Consider the following 19,547-nt stretch of genomic DNA (forward strand, 5'->3'; position numbering starts at 1 on the left):
TGAACGGGAGGTAGTATTATTTTGCTCAAAACCAATTATGAATTTCGGTATAGCGATCAGAACAATCCGTTGATGGCCATTCGATCGATCGGCTGGGAAAGCACGGCCAGCGAAACTTATCGCTGGGACGGCATGGCAAGGGACGACAAATTTGTGCTGTTCCAATATACCTTGGCGGGCGAAGGGCATCTGATCTATCATGGCCGTCATTACACGGTGCCGAAACATCACGGCTTCTTCCTGCACATCCCCGATTCGCATTGTTATTATTACAATTCCGCTTCCAAAACGCCATGGGAATATATATTTCTGGTCGCAAGCGGCACGCATGTTTTTCCGCTCTGGCATGATCTGATGGCAAAATCGGGCCCTGTCGTCAGCTTCAAACCCCAGGCTCGTCCCATCTCCATGCTGTGGGATATGATGCAAACTGCCGGCGACAACGGATTAAGGGACAAATACGAAATCTCGCTTTCGTTATACGATTGGATTCTGTCCTGCCTGCGGCTCATGGACGGCATGCCCGACGCCGGCAAACCGCTCCCCGAATCCCTTCAACGCGCCTTGCAGCTCATGGAGACCCAATACCATCGTTTGCTTACCCTCGATGAAATTGCGGCAGCCGCCGGCGTTAACAAACATCATTGCTGCCGATTGTTCGCCAAACATATCGGCGCCACGCCGATTCATCAGTTGACGAAAATCCGTATCGCGGAAGCTTGCCGACTGCTGCGACAGACGGATGAAACCGTGGTCGCCATCGCGACATCCACCGGATTCGACAACAGCAGCTACTTCGGAAAAGTATTCCGCAAAATGGTCGGCGCGTCGCCTCAGCAGTTCAGGGAGCAGGACGGAAGCCTCACCTCCGACAATCAACTATTCATCAACTAGTAAGGTTGAACTAGAATTAGATCAAAAAATGTCCAAATTGGATAATCGAATGTTCAAATCGGACTCTAGCAGCGCGTTTCGCCAGTTGTTATTCTTGGCATGGTAAGGGATATCAAGAACAACTTAAGGGGGAAACAACGCGATGAAAAAACAGGCAGCAATTGTTCTGAGCTCGATTCTTCTGTTGATGACGGCATGCAGTTCACAGCCGAATGCAACGGCTCCGGAAACCGCCAGCCCGGGACCGTCCGAGTCCGGCAGTGCCGCGCCGGAGAAGAACATTGATTTAAAGGTAGGACGTTATTCATTGCCTACATGGGGTTATCCGGAAGGAGACGACTTCGCCAATAATATCTGGTACCGACATTATGCCGACAAATTCGGTCTCAATGTCACGCATGAATGGACGTCCTTGCAAAGCGAGTATAACGAGAAGCTGAACATCGTCATTGCCTCGGGCTCCATTCCCGACATGCTGATGGAAATTTCAACCAATCAGTTGGAGACTTTGGTGGAGGCCGATATGGCGGCCGATTTGACCGATGTATTCAACGAACACGCCTCTGATTTGACCAAAGAAATTTTGTACGGAGACGGCGGCTTGGGCATGAATTCCGCTACCTTCGATGGCAAGCTTATGGCTTTGCCTTACATGACCTCCGTTATTTACGAGCCCAGCTTGCTGTGGGTACGACAGGATTGGCTCGACAATCTGAATTTGCCGGTGCCCCAAACGATCGACGATGTAATGGCCGTCTCCAAAGCCTTCAAAGAACAAGATCCGGACCAAAACGGCGTCAATGATACCGGCGGATTGGCTTTCAGCAACTGGCTGTTCGACGGCATTACGTCCCTGACCGGCTTCTTCAACGGTTATCACGCCTATCCTCAAACATGGCTGAAAGGCGATGACGGAAAAATTACGTACGGCAGCATTCAGCCGGAAATGAAAAATGCAATTGCAAAGTTAAGCGAAATGTATAAGGCCGGACTGCTGGACCCCGAGTTCGGCATGAAGGACACGCCGAAAGTCGTGGAGGAAGTGACCGGCGGCAAATACGGCATCACATACGGACGCAACTGGAATGTGTACATGTACGGCGCGGGCCTCGAAGGCCAGCCGGAGATGATCTGGACGCCGCTTGTCGCCCCGAGCGCCGACGGCAAAGAGGTGTTTGCCAATGTAGGCACCACTGTAGTCAGTTATTATGTCGTCAACAAAAACTACGAACATCCGGAAATCCTGATTCAATTGTTGAACGAATACAACGAAATGGCTTACGGTCCAAAACGCAATGATCCCGAAGTGAAAAAATTCTTTGCTTTCGAAGACGGTCAAACGATTGTAGAACAAGGCCACTTGTCGCTTGTTCGTACCCTGACGACCGACGAGGCTACCTTAAAATCATTGGAATACGTCATTGAGGCCATTGAAAAACGCGATCCTAGCAAACTGGACGAAGCGCTGACCGAAACGGGGAAATACGAGCCAAGCGTGGCTTACCTGGACGGCAAGGGCACCGGCTACATGGAGTACCATCAAGTCAAGGGCTTCCAGACCACGATCGAAAATTACGGAACGGATCGACTGATTCCCCAAGCTTATAGCGGAACTACGGACACCATGAGAGACAAGATGGGCATTCTGGGCGATTATGAGCGTGAAATGTTCACGAAACTCATTATGGGCGCGGAACCGATCGATGCATTCGACATTTTTGTTGCCGAGTGGAATAAGCAGGGCGGTCAGCAAATCCTGGATGAAATTAATGCCGCAACCCAATCGAATAATTAACAGCAGAGCCAGGTCGGCCTTCTTCGTTGCAAGGAGGCCGGCTTTCGATGAAAGAGGTGACATCTTGTGAAAACATCGTCAGATACAGCGCGAATGCCTGTGCTCGATCGCCTGAGGATGCGGTTTAAGCGGGAACTGCCGTATCATCTTTTTTTAATTCCGGGCATTCTTTTAGCTATTTTGTTTTGTTATATCCCCATGATCGGAATCGTAATGGCCTTCCAGAAATTCACCGTGTTCAAAGGGTGGTTTGACGCTCCCTGGGTGGGACTGGCCAATTTCAAATATGTCATATCCATGCCCCGCTTCGGGCAAGTCATGTTTAATACGGTGTACATCTCCGTACTGAAAATCGTTTTCTCCTTGCTCGTTCCTATCGTTGTTGCGTTGATGCTGAACGAAATGCGAAGCCGCAAGATGAAGCGCGTCCTTCAGACGGCCATGTATTTGCCCCACTTTCTTTCCTGGATTATTCTGGGCGGCATTATTCTGGATATTCTCAGCCTCGAAGGCGTCGTTAACGGTATCATTAGCGCTTTCGGAGGACAGCCGATCGGCTTCCTGTCCAGCAACAGTCTATTCCCTGGCGTGCTGATTACGACGGAAGTGTGGAAAAGCTTCGGTTTTAATACGATTATTTATATGGCTGCCCTGACTTCTATCAATCCGGATTTATATGAAGCGTCCGAGATCGACGGCGCCAGCCGCTGGCGGCAAATCTGGCATGTCACCTTGCCCGGCATTCGCCCCACCATTATTTTGCTCGCCACCCTCAGCCTCGGCAACGTGCTGAACGCAGGGTTTGAACAAGTGTTTATTTTGCTGAATCCACTAGTCATGGACTCCGGCGATATATTGGATACGCTGGTCTACCGACTGGCCTTCAATCAGGCCCAATACAGCGTAGCTACGGCGGTAGGTCTATTCAAATCGATCGTATCCGGCGTGCTTATCGCGGTGTCCTATTATCTCGCTTACAAGCTTGCCGATTATCGCATTTTCTGAGCAGGGAGGATCATGATGAACTATCGTATGGATGGCAAAAAAATGTTCGCCGTTTTCAATTATCTATTTCTTATTGTATTGGGATTGATCTGTGTCGCGCCGCTGCTTAACACCTTGGCGATCTCTCTCAGTTCGGCGTCGGCGGTGGCTATGGGCGATGTTCTATTTTTCCCCTCCAACTTCTCGCTCGACGCCTACGCCTTCATCGCTACCCGTTCGGAATTTTTAACGGCTTTAAACGTTTCCGTGGTGCGCGTCATCGTGGGCAGCATTTTGCAAATGCTTGTCACTTTTATTTCGGCTTATCCGCTTTCCAGGGAAAACCGGGATTTCAGCATGCGTACCGTCTACGTCTGGTTTTTTATGTTTACGATCCTTTTCAGCGGGGGCATTGTTCCTTTGTACATGCAGGTGAAAACCCTGGGCATGCTGGACAGCATGATGGCGCTTGTCCTGCCAACCAGCCTGGCCGTCTTTAATATCGTTCTGATGATCAACTTTTTCAGAATTCTTCCGAGGGAGCTGGATGAGTCGTTTCGTATCGACGGAGCCGGACACTGGACCCTTTTATGGCGACTGTACTTCCCCTTGTCCCTGCCTGCTTTCGCAACGATTTTGCTGCTTGCCATGGTCGGACACTGGAATAGCTGGTTCGATGGCATGTTATTTATGAATCAGACCGAAAACTACCCGATCGCTACCTACTTGCGATCTATTATCGTCAGCTTTGATTTCAGCAATGTACGGTCCGAGGACGCCGCGCTGCTGGCCAGCATTTCACCTCGTACGACCAAAAGCGCGCAAATCATATTGGCTACGCTGCCGATCTTGTGCGTATATCCGTTTTTGCAGCGTTATTTTGTCACCGGTCTCGTTCTGGGCAGCGTCAAGGGATAGTCTAACCTACATGATGAAGGAGCAAGAAAGATGAAAAAAATAGCCAGCGGGATTTATAAAATGACCTTCGGTACGCCCGAAGCCATTACGCCTGTTTCGGTACTGCAGCCCGGGACCCGCTTCGAGGCCATAAATGCTTTAAAGGATCATCCGCTTCCATTTCTGCAGGAAGACATTGTATTCGGGCCGCGCCAAGGTTCGGTTCTATTGGACATTCCCCTGGAGCGGAATGAAGAGGTTTACGGTCTCGGCTTGCAGCTCAAGTCGTTCAGGCAAAGCGGCAGCAAAAAGAAGCTGCGCACCAATTCCGATCCGGCAGCCGATTTGGGAGATTCCCACGCGCCCGTCCCTTTCTATGTCAGCACTGCCGGCTACGGCGTTCTGATCGACACCGCCCGTTACGCTACCTTCTTCTGCGGAGGCTGCAAGCGAGTCGGCAGTCGACAGGATGAGGAAGGCTTTAAGTCGGCCGGCACGGAGAAGGGGCACTGGGAGGTCAAAAAGGGGAGCGGCAATATGCTTGTCGACATCCCGGCGGCCGATGGGGTCGACATTTATATTTTCTGCGGCGACGATATGAAGGACGCGGTCTCCCGCTACAATCTGTTCAGCGGCGGCGGCGCATTGCCGCCCATGTGGGGACTTGGCGTTTTGTACCGGGCCGATTGGCATGCCAATCAAGAGGATGTGCTGAAGCTCGCCCGTCAGATCAGGGAGGATGACATGCCTTGCGACATCTTTGGTCTGGAGCCGGGCTGGCAAACAAACGCCTATTCCTGCACCTATGTTTGGGACAAAAGCCGCTTCCCGGATGAACAGTCGCTTATTCGCGATCTGAACGAAATGGGCTTCAGGCTCAACTTGTGGGAGCATGCTTACGTGCATCCCGACAGTCCGATTCACAACGAATTGAAGCCCTATTCGGGAGACAGCTATGTGTGGGACGGCCTGGTGCCGGATTTCACGCAACCGCAGGCCAGAGAAGCATTTGTCGGCATTCATCAATCGACCATCGATGCCGGGTTATCCGGCTTTAAGCTCGACGAATGCGACAATGGCGATTACATCGGCAACTGGGGATTTCCCGATTTTGCCCGGTTCCCGGGAGGAGCGGACGGCGAGCAGATGCACAGCCTGATGGGGCAGCTTTATCAGCAGACGATGCTGGACCCGTTCGTAGCCGCCGATCGCCGCACCTACGGGCAAGTGCGTGCCTCGCACGCGCTCGCGGCTCCTTATCCCTATGTCCTCTACAGCGACCTGTACGAGCATAAGGATTTTGTGCGGGGCATGGCGACGGCCGCATTCTCCGGACTGTTGTGGTCGCCGGAAGTCCGGCAAACCGCAACCAGAGAAGAACTTCTGCGCCGGATTGGCGCCGTCATCTTTTCGCCATTGGCCGTCCTTAACTGCTATATGATCCCTTCTCCTCCGTGGAAGCAATACGATCACGACAAAAACCATGCAGGCGAGTGGCTGGAGGATTGGCCGCAGTTGACGGAGCAATGCCGCCGGTTGCTGCAGCTCAGAATGCGTTTGATTCCCTATCTCTATGCCGCCTTCGGCAAATACCATGAGCAGGGTGTCCCGCCCATTCGTCCCCTGGTGCTCGATTATCCCCATGATCGCGAGGTATTCGATTGCTTCGATCAGTTTATGGTCGGAGACGATCTATTGGTTGCGCCCGTTGTCTATGGCAGCGGCGATATCCGCAACCTTTATTTGCCGGAAGGCCGCTGGTACGAATGGTCTGCAGGCCAATGGATCGATGGCGGCCAATGGATTACGCGCCAGGTGCCGGTCGATCAGGTGCCGATGTTTATTCGAAAGGGAGCGCTGATTCCTTGGGCGGCGCCTGTCTCAAACGTGGAGGATGGCGGCATGCTGGCGCTGCATCCCGTATTATACGGTGCGGACGAGGGGAGCTGTTCCCTGCTATGCGACGATTCCACAAGCTATGCCTATCAGAGCGAAGGGTTAATTTTCGGTACAATCAACGTAGCCGGAGACCTTACAGTCAGCGCAGATGCCGTCATCTCCAGACGATACACGATCGGGGACGTGACATTCGTCAAGGACGAGGCGTAAACGAATGGCGAATCGGAATACCGGATCGGATCGCCGGATCTGATTTCCGGATGAGCTCATTTACGAAGCGGGCACCCATACAAGTCTTGTAGACTTGCAGGGTGCCCGCTTCTCGCATCTGTATAATGGTTTTACTCCACAACCGGTTCCAGTTGCCGAATGTCGAACTTGGCGCTGCCTTCGCTTACGAATATGCCCCATCCGCCGATTTTAAAGTCGTACAGTCTCGTGCTCATGGCAACCTCTCCATTTACATAGACTACACACACTTCACCCTCCAGATAAATCTGCAAGGTACACGGCTTATCCGGCGCCAACTGCACGGGACGTTCCATGCCGACCGCATAGGGAACATCGCCCTTGCGCGGCCACTGATCCACAACAATTCGGCTTCTCCCCGGCTCAAGGCGGATCATGTAACCTTGCTCCAATGCTTCATCCGTCCGAAGAACAAATCCGCAGCTTCTCGTGTTGCTGTCAAACTCAATTCTGGCTTCCAGCTTGATCGCTCCTACCGGCAGCAGGCCGCCGTAAGCGCAAGCAAAATGATCGGGAGCGTCAACCGTTGCAGAACCTTCGGCAAAAGCCCACTGCCCGAGAACCTTGCGCAAAAAAATGTCTTTTTCCAGGGAGAACATCCCGTCCACCGTGTCCGGAGCTTTCACCGTCAAAGCGCCGTCCGGCTGCTGCCGTATTTCGTGCACGACCAGATTGCCGCCCCATTGCCAGGTGCCGCCATCATGCTCCCCTTCCCGGGTCGGGTTCCACCCGAATGCGTATCGCCGCTCGCCATCGCTCCATGTCTTGGCCGCATAAAACGCCCGCGTGTCCAGCGCGTCGTTATCCGGCGCCAGCCACGGCCCCTCCAGCGACTGGCTCATCCGGTAATGGGTTACCGTACGATCGGAGAAGGTCGAATAGATCAGATACCACCAATCTCCCATGCGGAACAGATCGGGGCATTCATGAGTGGTATACAGGTACGGCGCCCAAAACGGATCGCGCACCTCCCAAGCGGTCAGATCCTTGGAGGCGCACAATGCGACACAGCCGCGGCGATTGGCCGGACCTTCCTTGAGCCGGGCTGCAAGCAGCATCCAGTATTCCCCCGCCTCCTCGTTCCAGAATACAAAGGGATCTCGCCAATCATGCGCTTCGTAGCGGTCCTCAGGCGCAAAAAAAGCATCCTCCGGCTTCTTCTCCCAGTGCAGCATATCATGGCTGACCGCATGCATAACCGCTTGCTGCTTCTTGCCTTGAGCAGGATAATGGAAGTTGTTGCCCGTATAAAAAATATGGTAAAGGTCGCCCGCCTTCAAAATGCAGCCCGTATAAATATACAAATCCTGTTCCGACTCGCCGCCTCGCGGCAACACTTCGCCATACTCCTTATAATGAACAAAATCTTTGGTTCCGAGCAGGAACCACGGCGTGCCTTCGCCATACTCCTCCCTGTTGCGCCAGTCTTTTAAATACAGCAATCTGAATTCCCCATCCTCATAAAAGGGAATAACGTCAGCGAGCCAGCCATCCTCCGGCTTGTAAAATAGATTGTTCATTGTTCATCTTCACTCCCCCATGTTGGCTTAAAGCCTATTATAAATAGGGGGGAACAGGCTATCTACTCGCCAATCTTCACTTTTGACTATCCGGTTTGGACCTGCTTTACTTAGTTTACTTACGATCAACCCTCATCAGGATAAGTTGCCTGCACATAATCAACGGTAGCGACGATCAGCCGCTTTAGCACATCGAGATCGATATCGGCCAGCTTGTTTACGTAGACGCAAGCCGCCCCGGTCGTATGTTTGCCGAGCGCCTTCAGCAGCTCCTCGCGTTCCGGCTCGCATGCTGTCAAGTAGAGGCTGATCTTCGCCTTTCGCGGGGAGAAGCCAGCAAGCGGCGCATCCCCTTCGTGGCCGCTCGCATATTTATAATGATAAGAGCCGAAGCCGATAATGCTGGGTCCCCACATCTTAGCCTCGTAACCCGTCGTCTCCGAAAATAATTCCAGCAGCCGGTAGGCATCCTCCCGCTTCTTGGGACTTTCGACCGCTTCAATGAATTCAATTACGCTATGTTCGTTTTCCTTCATCTTCGGCTCGTAAGCCATCTGCTTCATCTCCTCATCGCCGCTCTCTATGGAGTCGACGTTTTATACTATCTCATCTGCCAACGCGAGAATAAAAGGACCTACCCATTATTCTCTCTCCTGTTTTGCAACACGTCGTCTCATGCATTCAAAATAGCAAAAATAACGGCGAACCGCAATCGCGGCCCGCCGTTCCCAGTTCGGCAATTCGGCTCGGGGGGCGAGCCGAATTGCCTAACCCTGTACTACGCGACGGCCTGACGGGGGTTTCACTTGTCTGGTGCACGCTGCGCTACAGCGTTCTTAGGAACTGTCCCATCCGCTCCAGCGCCTCGTTAATTTTCGAGAGCGAAGTCGCGTACGAGCAGCGGAGGAATCCTTCGCCGCCTTGTCCGAAGACGTCGCCCGGCACCGCAACCACCTTAGCCTCGCTCAATAGTCTCTGCGCAAATTGCTCCGAGGTCAGTCCCGTATGCGCGATGGAGGGGAACGCGTAGAACGCGCCAAGCGGCTCGTGACATGGCAGGCCGATTTCCTGCAAGCCTTTAACGATTACTTTGCGCCGCTGGCTGTACGATTCGACCATAAAGTCCTTCTCCTCCCGCCCGTTCCGCAGCGATTCGATCGCCGCGATCTGGCCCAGGATCGGCGCGCACATAACCGTATACTGATGAATCTTGAGCATGGCCCCGATCAATTCCCGATGTCCGCACGCGTAGCCTACTCTCCATCCCGTCATTGCAAAGGACTTGGAGAACCCTCCGACAAGAATGGTCCGGTCTTTCATACCGGGAAGCGAGGCGAACGAAACATGTTTGCGATCGTAGGTCAGGTCCGAGTAGATCTCGTCGGCAATGACTACGAGATTATGTTCCTGCACGAGCCGCGCGATCGGCAGCCAATCCTCGTAGGACATAACGGTCCCCGTCGGATTGTTGGGATAACACAACATTAGCACCTTGGAGCGCGGGGTCAGCGCTTTGGCCAGCAACTCGGCCTTCAGCTTGAAGCCATCCGCCGCGAGCGTCTCCACGGCCACCGGCACGCCGCCGCCAAGTTGCGTAATCGGAGAATAGGAGATATAACATGGCGCCGGAATGAGAATCTCATCGCCGGGCGTCACGATGGCGCGCAGGGCCAGATCGATCGCCTCGCTGCTGCCTACCGTAACGAGCACCTCGTTTCCCGGCTCATATTGCACCTTGAATTCGGCGTGTTGGTATTCGGCGATGCCTTCCCGCAGCTCCGGAAGTCCCGAGTTCGGCGTATAGGACGTTCTGCCCTTCTCTAGCGCAGTGATGCACGCATCTCTGACCAGCTTCGGGGTGGCGAAATCGGGTTCCCCCACTCCCAGCGAGATGATGTCTTTTCTGCCGTCAATCAAGTCGAAAAACTTCCGTATGCCCGAAGGTTTCATATCGCTCACCGCCCTGGATACGAAGTCCCCCATGTTAAGCTCTGCCATTGCCATTCTCCTCTCTTGTCATGTATCCCATAGACAACAAAAAAGACCCGTCCCCATAAAGGGACGAGTCTGCACCCGTGTTACCACCCTAGTTTCGCTTCCAAATGAAGCGACACTCCGCTCACGTATCCATCAATACGCGTTCCATGTAACGCCGGAATTGCGGCAGAGCTTACTCTAGGTTCAGCCTGCTTCTCGGAGATGGCTTTCTGTTAGCGCCCGAACGTTGGTTTGCACCAGTCCCAACTCTCTGCGGATCGTTCGCTTAACGTACTCTTTCTCGTCATCGAATTTCAATTGCATATGAAATTAGTAGCAATCATAATTCACGACGCGATGATCTGTCAATGACAATCGACTGACATCAGGAAAAATGGGCGCTCCCGCCTGCCATGAAGTGAATGGAACAGTCAGAGCCGCGTCCCTTACACTTCGCGCCGCAGCGCGCTCAGAACGTCGATGCGAGTCGCCCTTCTCGCCGGCCGCTGGCCGGATATCAGCGCTACGCCAAGCGCGATCACGCAGGTTAGCGCTGCCAGATACGGAGGAATGACCGAAAATTTGAAGTCTGCCGGGAGAGTCTCCTCCATAAGCACTTCGATCATGATGGGCAAGCCTGCGTTCACGGCAAAGGAAATAGCGTACGACACCACGGTGCCGATAATCGCCCCGAACAAGCCGATCAAGCTGCTCTCCAGCAGGAACACTCGTCGAATTACGGACGGATGCGCGCCGATCGCCTTCATAATGCCGATATCCTGCGCCCGCTCCGTCACCGCCATCGTCATCGTGTTGAAGATGCCGATGGATGCAATCAGGACGGCAATCGTTCCGACGAAGATGAGACCGATCTTCATAATGGTAAAGAGCATGTTCACCTGTTTTAGCTCATCCGCAATGGAATGGTTGAAGTAACCTTGCTCCCGGATCTTCTCCGCGATGCCCTTTACCTTCGAAGCATTTTCCGCAACGACGGTTACATCCTGATATTGACGCTCGCCGGTCGGCTTGGGAAGCTGCTCGAGCAGCTTTTGCACCTGCTCCTTCGTCGGCGCCACCTCAAAGTACGGCAGTTCGCCGAGCTGCGTGCCGGTAATGGCTTCGATCTGCGTCAGCATCTCTTCGCCCATGTAGATGTTGCGATCGCGATTCCATTCCTTGGTCGGCTTCTCCGCAACGCCGACAATGACGGTCTCCAGCGGCTTCTTCGCCAGCTCTCCGTCCTCGTAGTAACTCACCTGCAACGTCATTGTTTTGCCAAGCCACTCCGAGGCAGCCGGCAGCTCGCTGGACGGCCGTCCCTCCTCGTCCATGACTTCGCGAATATGGTAACCGATGACGATTTCATTATTCCCTTCGGGAAGCCGGCCTGCGCCGAGGCCGAAGCCCGCTTGCTTCTCCGCTTCGAAATCCATGCCGATTCTCTGATTGACGTTAACCGGATTGCCATCGATGGAAGGCTCCATATACTGCTGGATATAATTGCGGTAAGTGACCGACTTGACGTTAGGGAGCGACTGGAAGTAGTCGATGTCTCCGTTTTGAATGCCTTGCGTATCGAACTTGTCGGGATTTTTGCCGTAGATCGTAATTTCCGTTACCAGCCGGTCGCCGGTAATCTCCTCGACCATGCTCTGCTGCAGCCCGAAGCCGACAGAGGCGAGTACGGTCAGGAATGCGCAACCCATAGCCGTCGCCAGCACGGTCATGAACAGACGCGTTTTGTTGCGTTTCATGTTCTGTCGTACAAATCGTAGTTGATCGCCAAACTTCATGAGTGATGTCCTCCTTTCGCCAGGTCAAACGTTTCCTTGATGCTTTCCACCGAAACGAGCGGCGCTTGGCGAGCCAGCCTGCCGTCCTGCAGACGGATTGTGCGATGAGCGACGGAGGCAACCTGATCGTCATGCGTAATGATGACGAACGTGATGCCAAGCTCATGATTGAGCTGCTTGATCATCGTCAGCAGCGACTTTTCGTTTTCGCTGTCGAGACTGCCGGACGGCTCGTCCGCCAGCACGATCGGCGGCTCCAAAACAAGCGATCTCGCGACCGAAACCCGCTGCTGCTGCCCGCCGGACAGCTCGCTCGGATAGTGGCTGGCGAATGCCGCGATATCGACGTTCTCCAGCATTTTCTCGACCCGCTTCCGTCGTTCGGACTGCCCCACTCCCTTGAGCACAAGCGGCAGCTCGACATTCTCATAGGCGGTCATGCTCGATATAAGCTGAAAGTTTTGAAAAATAAAGCCGTAATGCGCCAATCTGAAATCCGCCCAAGCTCCCTCGTCCAGCTTCGTGACCATTCGCCCCGCTACCGTAATTTCTCCAGCCGTAGGCCGGATATAGCCGGACATGAGATTCAGCAGCGTCGATTTGCCCGATCCGCTCCGGCCGACGATAGCTACGATCTCTCCTTTCTCCACGCTGAGATCGATATCATGCAGAACCGGTACGATCCGCTCCTTGCCTTTCTTGCCTATCTTGAATTGATGACTGATGCCCATCATCGTGATCATAAGTTTCCCATCCTTTCGCATTCGTTAATCCGATAGTTCAAGCATAACCCTCATTTTGTAAGGCAACCGTAAGCGAAGCTAAAGAAAACCTTAAGATAGCTTTAGAAACCTCTAATCTCTCCTCACATGCCCAAAAAACGATGCAATTTTTGCAATTTATGCACTCTCCCCAAACCCTATTTTGTACAAATATGTATAAATACCTATTTGAATCTACAAAAAAAGGACCCACTGCAACGTGCAGGGGGCCATCGATTTTGGGTCTGTTGCCTCGTGTATCAGACTAAGGTTTTGTTTGGTTCGAAAACTTTCCAATCAACCACTCCAGAATTTTTACCTGATGGGCTCCTGGTGCACGTCAACGTCGAAGCTGAGCAAGCAACTTCTCCTAAGAAGGCCTTTCGAGTGTCATATTTGCAGCATCTTCGTTACAAGTGGAACAGAGCGCACGTAGATTCCTGCTCATTCCGAAGCTCACCAACTCTTCTTCCCCACTCACTGCCGACTTAAATCTTGAAATGCAGCTAGTCGGCGAGCTTTAGATCGATGTCGCCGACTTAAATCTTGAAATGCAACCAGGCGGCGCGCTTTAGATCGATATCGCCGACTTAATTCTTGAAATGCAGCCAGTCGGCGAGCTTTAGATCGATGTCGCCGACTTAAATCTTGAAATGCAGCCAGTCGGTGAGCTTTAGATCGATGTCGCCGACTTAAATCTTGAAAAGCAATCAGTCGGCGAGCTTTAGATCGATGTCGCCGACTTAAATCTTGAAATGCAGCCGGGCAGCGAGCTTTAGATCGACGACGCCGACTTAAATCTTGAAATGCAGCCGGGCGACAAGCTTTAGATCGATGTCGCCGACTTAAATCTTGAAATGCAGACGCGCGGCGCGCTTTAGATCGATGTCGCCGAAGAATCTTCCTTTGCAGCGATACGGAACAAGCCGCAGGTCGTGGCATCCTTCGTACACCAGCAGCATAGACCCATTTGCAATGTTTTCGCATTCCCGGAATTTCTCGACTTCCTTCAAGACATTGAGGCGTAGCTTCCCTTTATGCTTTTCTGCGAATCGATCCCAATGCCCATGTTCATCAAGAAGATGTGTTTCAGAATGTTGGATTCCATACTTTTATTAAACCAAAAAAACAAAAACAAGGCGGAATACATCCCACCTCGAAAATTATATAAAATCTAAATTTAAAAAAGGGCGACATTTTTATTTCTCCCCTTTGCGGGAAAAATCAAAAAAATGTCTACCCTGCTCGCTAAAACAGGGGCGATGTACTCGCAATGTCATACTCATTCGATCGTCTGGCCCTTCAGACGCGCCATTGTACTCGAAATTTCATACTCAATCGAACACACAGCCCCTCCGACGCACCATTGTACTCGAAATTTCATACCCAATCGAACGCACAGTCCCTCCGACGCACCATTGTACTCGAAATTTCATACTCAATCGAACGCACAGCCCCTCAGACGCGCCATTGTACTCGAAATTTCATACTCATTCGATCGCCCGGCCCTCCAGACGCATCATTGTACTCGAAATTTCATACTCGTGCATGTCGGTCGTCCTATCCGCCTGCTCATTAACCGCCCGTCCAATCCCCGAATCATATAAATTCAATATAAAAAACAACAGCCGAAATTCATAAATTCCTAATCAATGAAAAACCCCTCCTTGCGGAACCGCAAGCTTTACTTGCCGTCTCGCCCGCCGAGGGGTATCGTTTACCTATGGGGCTGCGATTGTTAATTCGCCGCCTTCATCTGCTTGCTTCGCAGCTGTCCGCAAGCCGCGTCGATATCCGCGCCATGCTCCAGCCGCACGCTTACGCTAATGCCTTGTTTCTTCATGACGTCGTAAAACGCGCGAATGGAATCCTGCTCGCTCCGTTGATACTGGCTATGCTCGTCGACGGGGTTGTACGGAATCAGATTCACGTTAACGAGTCCCTTGCGCGGCTTCATCAGCTCAGCCAGCTCCAGCGCCTGCTCCGTTCCGTCATTGACGTCCTTAAGCAGGATGTATTCCATCGTCATTCTCCGGCGGGTTTTTTCCAGGTAATAATCAATGGCATCCATCAGCTTCTCGATCGGAATCGCCTTGTTGATCTTCATGATGCGCGTACGCAGCTCGTTATTCGGCGCATGGAGCGATACCGCCAGATTGACGCCTAGATCGCCGTCCGCAAATTCCCGAATCTTGCCCGCAAGACCGCTCGTCGACACCGTAATATGGCGCGCGCCGATGGCAAGCCCCTTGTGATCCTTCACGATGCGGATGAAGTCGGACATATGCTTATAGTTGTCGAACGGCTCGCCTATGCCCATGACGACGATATGGCTGACCCGCTCCCCTTTGCCGGCCGCATCCAGATGCAGCTGCACGTTCGCGATCTGCTCCACGATCTCGGCCGCGGTCAAGTCGCGGCTCTTGGCTAGCAGCCCGCTCGCGCAGAAGCTGCATCCGATATTGCAGCCGACTTGCGTGGTCACGCAGACGGACAGACCAAACTTATGGCGCATCAGCACCGTCTCGATCAGATTGCCGTCCGACAAGCGGAACAGGAATTTCACGGTACCGTCGACGGACTCCTGCTTTACGTGCTCTTCCATCGTGCCGATGACGAAGTGTTCCTTGAGCAGATCCACGCAGGTCGGATGCACTTCCTCCATGCGGTCGAAGTCCGTTATGCGTTTGCGGTACAGCGATTCCCACACCGCCGTGGCCCGGAACTTCTTATGTCCGCGCTCCGCCAGCCAAGCCGTTAATTGTTCTATAGTCAGTCCATAAATGGATGGTTTGTTCATTGTACTTCCTCTCTTCATGCCCTTGTGTCGGCCACAAAAATCCTTTGGCGCCGGACATACAGCCTTATTGTCCCAAAATTCCAAGCGGAATACAAGAGCAAGGAATCGCAAAGAGAAATGGTATAAAATAACTATAAAGAATATTTCTATTGAGCATCGGCCAATCGAAGGCTAAAGTGAAAGAAAACCAGAACGAAAGCAGGCAAACGAAATGGATACAAACATTGGCGCCAAAGCATCTCCTCCAGACAGAGAGCTCCGGGCCCGCTGCGAAAGCTGCTTCGGTCTCTGCTGCACGGCGCTGCCATTCGAAGCCTCCTCCGACTTCGCCGCCACCAAGGCGGCCGGTACGCCATGCCGGCATCTGCAAGTGGATTATCGATGCGGCGTTCACGACAGGCTCAGGGACATCGGCTACCGCGGCTGCACCGTATTCGACTGCTTCGGCGCGGGACAACGCGTATCTCAGGAAACCTTCGGAGGAGCAAGCTGGCGAGACGAACCCAAGCTGGCCGGGAACATGTTCGAAGCTTTCCATGCGATCCGTTTGCTGCACGAATTGCTTTGGTATTTGGGCGATTTGTTAGCAAGGCAGGAGACTGCGGGCATTCACGAGAAGCTTCGGCAATATGCCGCGGCAACGGATGCCCTGGCATCGCTGCCCGCCGAAAAACTGCGTCAACAGGATATCGCGGCACATCGCATGGACGTTAATTTTGTGCTCATTCAAGGGAGCGAGCTTGTAAGGAATGGACTCGTTCGCGGAGGCAAAACTGCCCTGCCGAAATATAAAGGAAAACCGATAGGTCCCAGAATCGACCTCATGGGAGCAAACTTAAGGGGCATGGACTTGCGAGGCTGCAATCTTAGGGGAGCCTATCTCATCGCGGCCGACCTGTCGGGAGGGGATTTGCGGTCAGCCGACATGATCGGAGTTGATCTCCGGGATACGAATCTATGCGGAGCAAATCTGAGCGACAGCTTGTTCCTCACGCCATTCCAGATCCATGCCGCCAAGGGAGACAGGGACACGTTACTGCCTCCGGCATTGGAACGACCATTCCACTGGGGATAAGGCCATTATTGTTCTACAGGATACTTGTCGCGTACGCGCTCAATGCGCTTCTTCATATCATCGTAGCTGATCGCGCCAAGGAAACGTTCGCGAATGATGCCGTCTCCATCTACGATGAAGGTAGCCGGATAGGCCGCTACGCGGTAATCGTCCGCGGCCCTGCCTCGCCGATCCAATACGATCGGGAAGTCCAGCGACCGCTTTTCTACGTATTGCCGCACCTGTTCCTCGCCTTGCTCCTGGCTCGTCACGTTGACGGACAGAATCGCTACATCCCCGCCCTGCTCCATATAATCTTCATGCAACTTCTGGACATGCGGCATCTCCGTCATACACACCCGGCACCATGTCGTCCAGAAGTTGACGAGCACCGTCCGCCCCTTGTAATCTGCAAGCGCGACTTCTTCTCCCAATAAGTTATTCAATTCAAAAGCCGGTGCGATATTTCCCGCCCGCGCTCCAACGCCCGAATTACCGTTGCGGTTCTCGATCCGCTCCATCAGCCGCTCCGTCTGATCGAACGCCATATAGCTGACTAACACCAGCAGTAGCGCCAGCCCGGCGCCAGGAACGGCCATTCGCCGCAAACCGCTTTCCGCACGGGCGCTTCCCTCTCCGAGGTCCTCTTCTGCCGCTTTCCCTGGCCTAATCCGCCATATTCCGGCCAGCAGGAATACGCTTGTTGCAGACACAAACATGCCCAGCCAGTGCGCATACCCCGCAGAAGCCCTGTCCAGAATGATGATCGCCATCAAATAGACCGTACTCCAGCCTGCTGCGAATGCACCGGTAATTCTCCAGGCATCGGCTGCTCCATACATTTTGCCATAACGATATTGGAGATAGGTTAATCCGCACACGCAAGCAAGCCAGAAGCCGATCGTTCCGCCGTCATAATAGAGCAAAGAAAGAGGCTGCCGAATAACGGCAACCGCATCAGTGAGAAGGAGGCTTCCCTTCCAGACCGCAATCCATATCCCTATCGCGTTCCAGGCAGGAGACGTATCCCGCTCGCTTCGCCCTCTAAGCCGCAATCGGACCGCAAACAACCCCATAAGACCTGCGGCCAATACGACCAGAAGCTCCGCATTGAGCACCAGCGAGCCAAGCTGCAGATTCGTCACTGCCATTCACGTCCTTCCCGTTCCTTGTCTACTTCCTTACGTATACGCCATCGCCGTGCGAACCTACGGCAGCTGCCTTGTAGACGCCTTGGTCGTCTACGAGGACGAATAGTTCATAAAATTCGAAATCATCCTCGAATCCAAGCGGAAGCTCCATAAGCACATAATAAGGCGTTACCTTTTTGCCGTCCACCGTAACCGTCCCGTATTGCCATACGCTAAGCGTCTCGGCTTCGAGGTAGTCGTTTCCTTCCGTCGCTTCAATCGTGCCGGCAAATACACCGTCTGCAGTCAACTCGGCACGGGTAGATCCGTAGTATCCGAACTCTCCCCACTCGCCGTCAAGCTCAAAGGAGCTCCACTCGTAGGGCATTGCAATAGATGATTTGCCGCCGGAAGCCTGCTTAAAGAAAGCATCGAATGCCGCTTCATCTCTTGCCCCTTTGTACAGCTCAAGAACTTTGGCAACCTCGGTCGTATATTCAAACTGTCTCCGGGAAGCCTCGGCATATCCCTCATCGTCGCCGGAGTAACTGTCGGCAATCGGCTCGTAAACAAAATCTTGCATCATCGGATTGTATAGGTAAATGTTCGCGTCGCTCATGAGCCAGTCGCGATGCTCTTGGCTGATGGACGGAATCAAATGGAAGAAGTACAATTCTTCCTCTTCATCGATCGACAACGCGAGCGTGGATACCATCAGCTCGAATACATCGCTCCGATACAGATTTGCCGTTGCCGGCTTATCCGCGTCCAGCCAAATGCCAAGGTCCCAACCTTCTTCGACCGCGTTTGCATAATCGATTTCGTAGCCGGCCGTACGAGCCAGCAGGGTAACGGCTTGTTGGTGGGTGATTTTGTTGCCCACGCCGAACTTGCCTTGCCCGATTCCCGTCGTGACGCCATTTGCGTACGCCTTCTCGATATCCGCATACGCCCAGTGCGTCTTCGGCACGTCGGAGAAGGTCGGCACGGCCGGCGGAGCGAACGGTTTGTCGCCTTCGCGCTCGCTCAGACGGTTCACGATCGCGATCATCTGGGCGCGGTTGATCTCCCGATCTTCTTGCAACCCTTCATTTGTACCGTTAATCAAACCTAGTTCGAACAATACTTCCCCGTGAGTCATCGACTTCGCTTCGCCTTCGGCGGCGTAAGCAGCCGTCCCCATGCTCATCAGCAATAGAACAACCGTGAGCAGCAACCATCTCTTCAACAACTTGTCCACCTCTACCGTCTCGTTTTATTTTCGACATCCTTATTTTCATTCGACAAAATCCCTCATTTTCCCTTCAAGCTTTTCAAGGGATCTTTCTGAGCCAGCAACAATGATCACCGACATCTGCTTGCTGTAATCCTTATCCAAGCTTAGCCAAGCTCCGCCCGTTGCGCTTTCGTCAACCCTTTGACGACCAGTTCGTAAGAGTGGCGGATCATCTCTTTGATGTCGTTATCCGGGACCGAACCGTCTATCGTAACGGTATTCCAATGTTTTTTATTGAGATGGTAACCCGGCTTTACCGCTTCATGTTCCATTCGCAGGAGCTCCGCCATATGAGGCTCGCATTTCAGCGAGATATTATCCACGCTTCCATTCGTTCCGATCAAAGCAAACATTTTGCCGCCGACCTTCATGACCAGCGGATCCGGCCCGAACGGATAGTCCCCCATCGCGCCATTTAACCCTTTGCAATACGCCGTCAGTTCCGCTCTCTTCATTCCCGCACACCTCTGCTTTCTGTAGGATTGGATGATTGGATACGCCATGGTCAAAACGCC

At 53.0% G+C, this 19,547-nt stretch carries 15 protein-coding genes, 1 pseudogene and 1 other annotated feature; of the genes and pseudogenes, 6 read left to right on the forward strand and 10 right to left on the reverse strand.

Going from position 1 to position 19,547, the window contains the following annotated elements; genetic code table 11:
- The first annotated feature begins 21 nt into the window (after positions 1-21).
- The 5 genes from KJW29_RS25790 to KJW29_RS25810 all read left to right on the forward strand — a co-directional run bounded on the left by KJW29_RS25790 (position 22) and on the right by KJW29_RS25810 (position 6,679).
- Complete coding sequence (locus KJW29_RS25790) at positions 22-894, forward strand: helix-turn-helix domain-containing protein (protein WP_214626783.1); 873 nt, start codon at positions 22-24, stop codon at positions 892-894.
- Between the two features lie 142 nt (positions 895-1,036).
- Positions 1,037-2,689: an extracellular solute-binding protein gene (locus KJW29_RS25795; protein WP_214626784.1), complete on the forward strand. Its 1,653-nt coding sequence runs from the start codon at positions 1,037-1,039 to the stop codon at positions 2,687-2,689.
- Between the two features lie 93 nt (positions 2,690-2,782).
- Positions 2,783-3,694 carry an ABC transporter permease gene (locus KJW29_RS25800; RefSeq protein ID WP_214631325.1) on the forward strand — a complete coding sequence of 304 codons (912 nt, stop codon included), beginning with the start codon at positions 2,783-2,785 and terminating at the stop codon, positions 3,692-3,694.
- Positions 3,695-3,706: 12 nt separating this feature from the next.
- Positions 3,707-4,591 carry a carbohydrate ABC transporter permease gene (locus KJW29_RS25805; RefSeq protein WP_214626785.1) on the forward strand — a complete coding sequence of 295 codons (885 nt, stop codon included), beginning with the start codon at positions 3,707-3,709 and terminating at the stop codon, positions 4,589-4,591.
- A gap of 30 nt (positions 4,592-4,621) precedes the next feature.
- Complete coding sequence (locus KJW29_RS25810) at positions 4,622-6,679, forward strand: TIM-barrel domain-containing protein (protein ID WP_214626786.1); 2,058 nt, start codon at positions 4,622-4,624, stop codon at positions 6,677-6,679.
- Positions 6,680-6,810: 131 nt separating this feature from the next.
- Here the strand turns inward: KJW29_RS25810 and KJW29_RS25815 are convergent, their stop codons facing one another.
- From KJW29_RS25815 to rlmN, 7 genes and pseudogenes are all read right to left on the reverse strand, one after another.
- The gene (locus KJW29_RS25815; RefSeq protein WP_214626787.1) at positions 6,811-8,238 is read right to left on the reverse strand and encodes a glycoside hydrolase family 32 protein; all 1,428 of its coding nucleotides are present in this window, start codon (positions 8,236-8,238) and stop codon (positions 6,811-6,813) included.
- A gap of 125 nt (positions 8,239-8,363) precedes the next feature.
- Positions 8,364-8,792: a DUF1801 domain-containing protein gene (locus tag KJW29_RS25820; protein WP_214626788.1), complete on the reverse strand. Its 429-nt coding sequence runs from the start codon at positions 8,790-8,792 to the stop codon at positions 8,364-8,366.
- A 271-nt stretch (positions 8,793-9,063) separates the two neighbouring features.
- Positions 9,064-10,236, reverse strand: coding sequence for an aminotransferase class I/II-fold pyridoxal phosphate-dependent enzyme (locus KJW29_RS25825; protein ID WP_281426293.1), 1,173 nt, complete (start codon positions 10,234-10,236; stop codon positions 9,064-9,066).
- A gap of 56 nt (positions 10,237-10,292) precedes the next feature.
- Positions 10,293-10,532: a binding site (T-box leader), on the reverse strand.
- Positions 10,533-10,661: 129 nt separating this feature from the next.
- Complete coding sequence (locus KJW29_RS25830) at positions 10,662-12,011, reverse strand: ABC transporter permease (protein ID WP_214626789.1); 1,350 nt, start codon at positions 12,009-12,011, stop codon at positions 10,662-10,664.
- Positions 12,008-12,754, reverse strand: coding sequence for an ABC transporter ATP-binding protein (locus KJW29_RS25835; RefSeq protein WP_087568258.1), 747 nt, complete (start codon positions 12,752-12,754; stop codon positions 12,008-12,010). Before KJW29_RS25835 ends, KJW29_RS25830 begins: the two co-directional genes overlap by 4 nt.
- 914 nt (positions 12,755-13,668) lie before the next feature.
- Positions 13,669-13,880 (reverse strand): annotated as a pseudogene (locus KJW29_RS36285) (transposase zinc-binding domain-containing protein); the annotation flags it as partial.
- 630 nt (positions 13,881-14,510) lie between these two features.
- On the reverse strand, positions 14,511-15,572 hold the full coding sequence (gene rlmN, locus KJW29_RS25845) for a dual-specificity RNA methyltransferase RlmN (protein ID WP_214626790.1): 1,062 nt from the start codon (positions 15,570-15,572) through the stop codon (positions 14,511-14,513).
- 211 nt (positions 15,573-15,783) lie between these two features.
- Here rlmN and KJW29_RS25850 point away from each other — a divergent pair, with 211 nt between their 5' ends.
- On the forward strand, positions 15,784-16,647 hold the full coding sequence (locus KJW29_RS25850) for a pentapeptide repeat-containing protein (RefSeq protein WP_214626791.1): 864 nt from the start codon (positions 15,784-15,786) through the stop codon (positions 16,645-16,647).
- 5 nt (positions 16,648-16,652) lie between these two features.
- On the opposite strand, the gene KJW29_RS25855 is transcribed toward KJW29_RS25850, so the two are convergent.
- The 3 genes from KJW29_RS25855 to KJW29_RS25865 all read right to left on the reverse strand — a co-directional run bounded on the left by KJW29_RS25855 (position 16,653) and on the right by KJW29_RS25865 (position 19,487).
- On the reverse strand, positions 16,653-17,777 hold the full coding sequence (locus KJW29_RS25855; RefSeq protein ID WP_214626792.1) for a TlpA family protein disulfide reductase: 1,125 nt from the start codon (positions 17,775-17,777) through the stop codon (positions 16,653-16,655).
- Positions 17,778-17,799: 22 nt separating this feature from the next.
- On the reverse strand, positions 17,800-18,984 hold the full coding sequence (locus tag KJW29_RS25860; protein WP_214626793.1) for an S-layer homology domain-containing protein: 1,185 nt from the start codon (positions 18,982-18,984) through the stop codon (positions 17,800-17,802).
- A 152-nt stretch (positions 18,985-19,136) separates the two neighbouring features.
- The gene (locus tag KJW29_RS25865) at positions 19,137-19,487 is read right to left on the reverse strand and encodes an MmcQ/YjbR family DNA-binding protein (protein ID WP_214626794.1); all 351 of its coding nucleotides are present in this window, start codon (positions 19,485-19,487) and stop codon (positions 19,137-19,139) included.
- Between the last annotated feature and the right edge of the window lie 60 nt (positions 19,488-19,547).

It is taken from the genome of Paenibacillus agaridevorans (assembly GCF_018604145.1).
Classification (GTDB): Bacteria; Bacillota; Bacilli; order Paenibacillales; family Paenibacillaceae; genus Pristimantibacillus; species Pristimantibacillus agaridevorans.

Bases quoted from the DNA above. Each gene is read 5' to 3' on its own strand.
- KJW29_RS25830 (WP_214626789.1), bottom strand. From the start codon at position 12,011: ATGAAGTTTGGCGATCAACTACGATTTGTACGACAGAACATGAAACGC.
- rlmN (WP_214626790.1), bottom strand. From the start codon at position 15,572: ATGAACAAACCATCCATTTATGGACTGACTATAGAACAATTAACGGCT.
- KJW29_RS25805 (WP_214626785.1), top strand. From the start codon at position 3,707: ATGATGAACTATCGTATGGATGGCAAAAAAATGTTCGCCGTTTTCAAT.
- KJW29_RS25865 (WP_214626794.1), bottom strand. From the start codon at position 19,487: ATGAAGAGAGCGGAACTGACGGCGTATTGCAAAGGGTTAAATGGCGCG.
- KJW29_RS25835 (WP_087568258.1), bottom strand. From the start codon at position 12,754: ATGATCACGATGATGGGCATCAGTCATCAATTCAAGATAGGCAAGAAA.
- KJW29_RS25810 (WP_214626786.1), top strand. From the start codon at position 4,622: ATGAAAAAAATAGCCAGCGGGATTTATAAAATGACCTTCGGTACGCCC.
- KJW29_RS25815 (WP_214626787.1), bottom strand. From the start codon at position 8,238: ATGAACAATCTATTTTACAAGCCGGAGGATGGCTGGCTCGCTGACGTT.
- KJW29_RS25825 (WP_281426293.1), bottom strand. From the start codon at position 10,236: ATGGCAGAGCTTAACATGGGGGACTTCGTATCCAGGGCGGTGAGCGAT.
- KJW29_RS25855 (WP_214626792.1), bottom strand. From the start codon at position 17,777: ATGGCAGTGACGAATCTGCAGCTTGGCTCGCTGGTGCTCAATGCGGAG.
- KJW29_RS25800 (WP_214631325.1), top strand. From the start codon at position 2,783: ATGCCTGTGCTCGATCGCCTGAGGATGCGGTTTAAGCGGGAACTGCCG.
- KJW29_RS25795 (WP_214626784.1), top strand. From the start codon at position 1,037: ATGAAAAAACAGGCAGCAATTGTTCTGAGCTCGATTCTTCTGTTGATG.
- KJW29_RS25820 (WP_214626788.1), bottom strand. From the start codon at position 8,792: ATGGCTTACGAGCCGAAGATGAAGGAAAACGAACATAGCGTAATTGAA.
- KJW29_RS25850 (WP_214626791.1), top strand. From the start codon at position 15,784: ATGGATACAAACATTGGCGCCAAAGCATCTCCTCCAGACAGAGAGCTC.